Source organism: Acinetobacter sp. UBA5934 (genome assembly GCF_002430855.1).
Taxonomy (GTDB): domain Bacteria; phylum Pseudomonadota; class Gammaproteobacteria; order Pseudomonadales; family Moraxellaceae; genus Acinetobacter.
In genome coordinates, this window is the sequence record NZ_DJDC01000068.1 from 14715 (window position 1) to 17556 (window position 2842).

Annotated in this window: 3 protein-coding genes; all 3 read left to right on the forward strand. The window is 38.8% G+C overall.

What is annotated here, in order from left to right:
* On the forward strand, nucleotides 1–925 hold a 925-nt coding region (locus B2Y23_RS04775), incomplete at its 5' end, for a lysozyme inhibitor LprI family protein (protein WP_349679435.1).
* Nucleotides 926–1076: 151 nt separating this feature from the next.
* A complete protein-coding gene (locus B2Y23_RS04780; RefSeq protein ID WP_291369346.1) occupies nucleotides 1077–2567 on the forward strand; it encodes an OmpA family protein in 1491 nt (496 codons plus the stop codon).
* A 142-nt stretch (nucleotides 2568–2709) separates the two neighbouring features.
* Nucleotides 2710–2842, forward strand: a 133-nt coding sequence (locus B2Y23_RS04785; RefSeq protein WP_349679436.1) for an NAD(P)-binding domain-containing protein, incomplete at its 3' end; no start/stop codon positions are given.

A 2842-nucleotide genomic window follows, 5' to 3' on the forward strand; every position in this document is an offset into this window, starting at 1 on the left:
TGAATTGAAAAATAGGTTGATTATGAATTTTAGATTATTGGCATTGATGAGTTGTGCATTACTGGTTTCAGGTTGTAACAAAATACAATCAATCACAGGTAGCGCAGTAAAATGTGATAATGAAACTGCAAAACAGTTAGTTGTTGAAAGTTTTAGTAAGACGGTCAGTGATGTTTCTGCAGAACGTGTGAAAGAATTAATTGATACTGAAAACGTTACAATTGATATGGGGAAATTACGTAGTACACTTCAGCAAATTACCTTTAATGTCAATGATGTTCGTACCAATAATTCGGATCCGAATAGTAATAAGCAGTATTGCGTAACGGAATTTGTGGTAAAAGTTCCGGCTCAGATGATTAAAGATGCCGATGCAGCTCGTGCAGTTTATGATGAAAATAATACTGCGCAAGCTGCAGTTTTATCAGATTTGTCTTTTGAAGCTAATCAATTGAAAAGAGAAATTGAGTATTTAGTTCAGCCTACAGACGATGGTAAAAAGGTATATGTAACTTTAGAAAATCCAGATGTTCTAGCTTATTTTGTAAGAGATATCGCAGTTGACTCTTTGATTAAAAATGCACGTTTAAATGCTGTTGAAGTTGCGAAACAGGAAGAAATGAAACGTGTTGCAGAAGAGGAGGCTTCAGCACAGGAGTACCAATCGGTATTAGTTTCAGAAGCAAAAACAAATTTAGATAAAGCCAATGAAAATTTAAATCTTGTGTGGAATGCAACAACTAAGGAAGTGCGTGCTCAGCTTTTAGATGAACAAAGAATTTGGCTAAAAAAACGTGAGTTAGAATGTAAACTAGATAGTTCAAACGCTGATAATCCTGAAATCTATCGGATAAATTGTGAAACAAATATGACAGCCCAGCGAACTACAGAGTTGCGTCAAAAAATCTATTATTTGGAAGAATAATTTTTTTTAATAATAAAAAGTCAGCTTTTGCTGGCTTTTTTTGTGATTAAAAAATATTAGTATTCAAATAATACAATTATTTACATTGCGTGAAAAATGAACAGATAGACTAAAAAAATACTTAATAAAAAGAGAATAAGAGGAATAAGCAATGAATCTTAATCTGATTGAATTATTAAAGCAGAAGGTCACTCCAACAGTTCTTGAAGGAGAAACCACCTATCTGAGTGAGAAGAGTCAGGCATTAAGCAGTTTTCTGCCCATTTTATTATCCATCTTCAGATCTAAACCCGACCTTATTGCAAATTTACAGAGTCAATTAAATCCCAGATTGGGAGATATCTTTAACGTCAACCCGACTTTAAAGCAGGAGTTTCTGCAACAGGTTTCCGGTACGGTACCGCCTGAAACAATCGAGTTGACCTTAAATCGTTCTATAGCCCCAACTTTAGGAATATTGGAAGCGGAGGCTGGATCTTCCGAACCCAGCGCGATTGTCCATTTGATTGAAAGCCATTGGCCTGCAGTATTGAATGCTTTGCCACATTGGGCGCCAGTATTGTTAAGCGCTTTAGGTGTCAGTACGGCAGCAGAACAAAGTTTACATCAAGCGCCACCGGTTGATCCCTATCGGGTCACTGAGGAAAAAAAGAAATCAGGCTTTTTACTGCCTTTGATTGCGTTCATTGTTTTAGCCGCATTGTTAGCTTTAATTTTTAAATCATGTTCCGATAAGCAAGATACTGCTCCGGCAAGCGGTATACCGGCTGAAAACGCAAGTAGTGAACCCGCTAAATTGCAGTTAAGTACAGGTTCAACAGGCGATTTAATAACGTGTCAATTATATTCCGGCAATGCAAGTTACATCGATATTCTGCAGCAACAAATTAAACAAATTTTTAATCACAACATAGGTTGTGGCGTGGAAAACAATACCCGCTACCATTCAGAATTTATCGATCAGGATGCCATTCCAAGTGTATTAAAACTGGTCAAAGGTGTACCCAATGCTTCATTAACCTGGATGGGCGATCAGCTTTCTATTGTCACAGCTAATCCGACTGATGCTGAACAGCTGGTAGTGAAAATCAAGCCATTGGTTAAAAACATGACAGTGTTGACTCAGGCCGCAGCAATGAGCAGTGCGTCAGCATCGGTAGATAATCAGGCTGCAATTAATGAAGGTAATAGCAATGCAGAAAAAGCATTGGCAGCAATTAATCCGGAGCAGATTCGTGCACTGGATGTTGCTACCGCATTGAATATGCAGATTATTAATTTTGCTACCGCAAGTGCAGAGATTCCAGAGGCCAATAAACCCATTCTGGATCAAGCTGCGGCATTGATGAAACGCGCGCCACAAGTTCAATTAACGGTAAAAGGGCATACAGACGCCGTAGGCAATGCTGAGGCGAATAAAGCATTATCACAAAAACGTGCTCAAGCCATTATGGATTATCTGGTTAAACAGGGGGTAGATCCTGCCCAGTTGCAAGCTGTGGGATATGGTTCGGAACAACCTGTAGCGGATAATGCAACAGATGAAGGTCAGTTTAAAAACCGCCGTATTGAGTTTGAGGTATTAAATACCGAAACGGGCGTGGTGCGTGAAGTGGATGAGCAGGGCGTCAATAAACAGTAAATATACTGAAGACAGACCTTATCTCAGTTTAAAACAGTATGTATAACCATACTGTTTAAATCGCAATTAAATAAAAGGACGAATTGATTCGTCCTTTTATTCTTGGCATGCTTGAACTGAATTGTAAAACGTGAACTTAGCTATGCGAATCAGTTTTATTGGCGCAGGACGGGTAGCCCATCATCTGGCTATTGTTTTAAGCCAAAATCATCAAATTGTGCAGGTTTATAGCCGAACTTTAGCACATGCCCAGACGTTGGCGAGTCAGGTCGCTG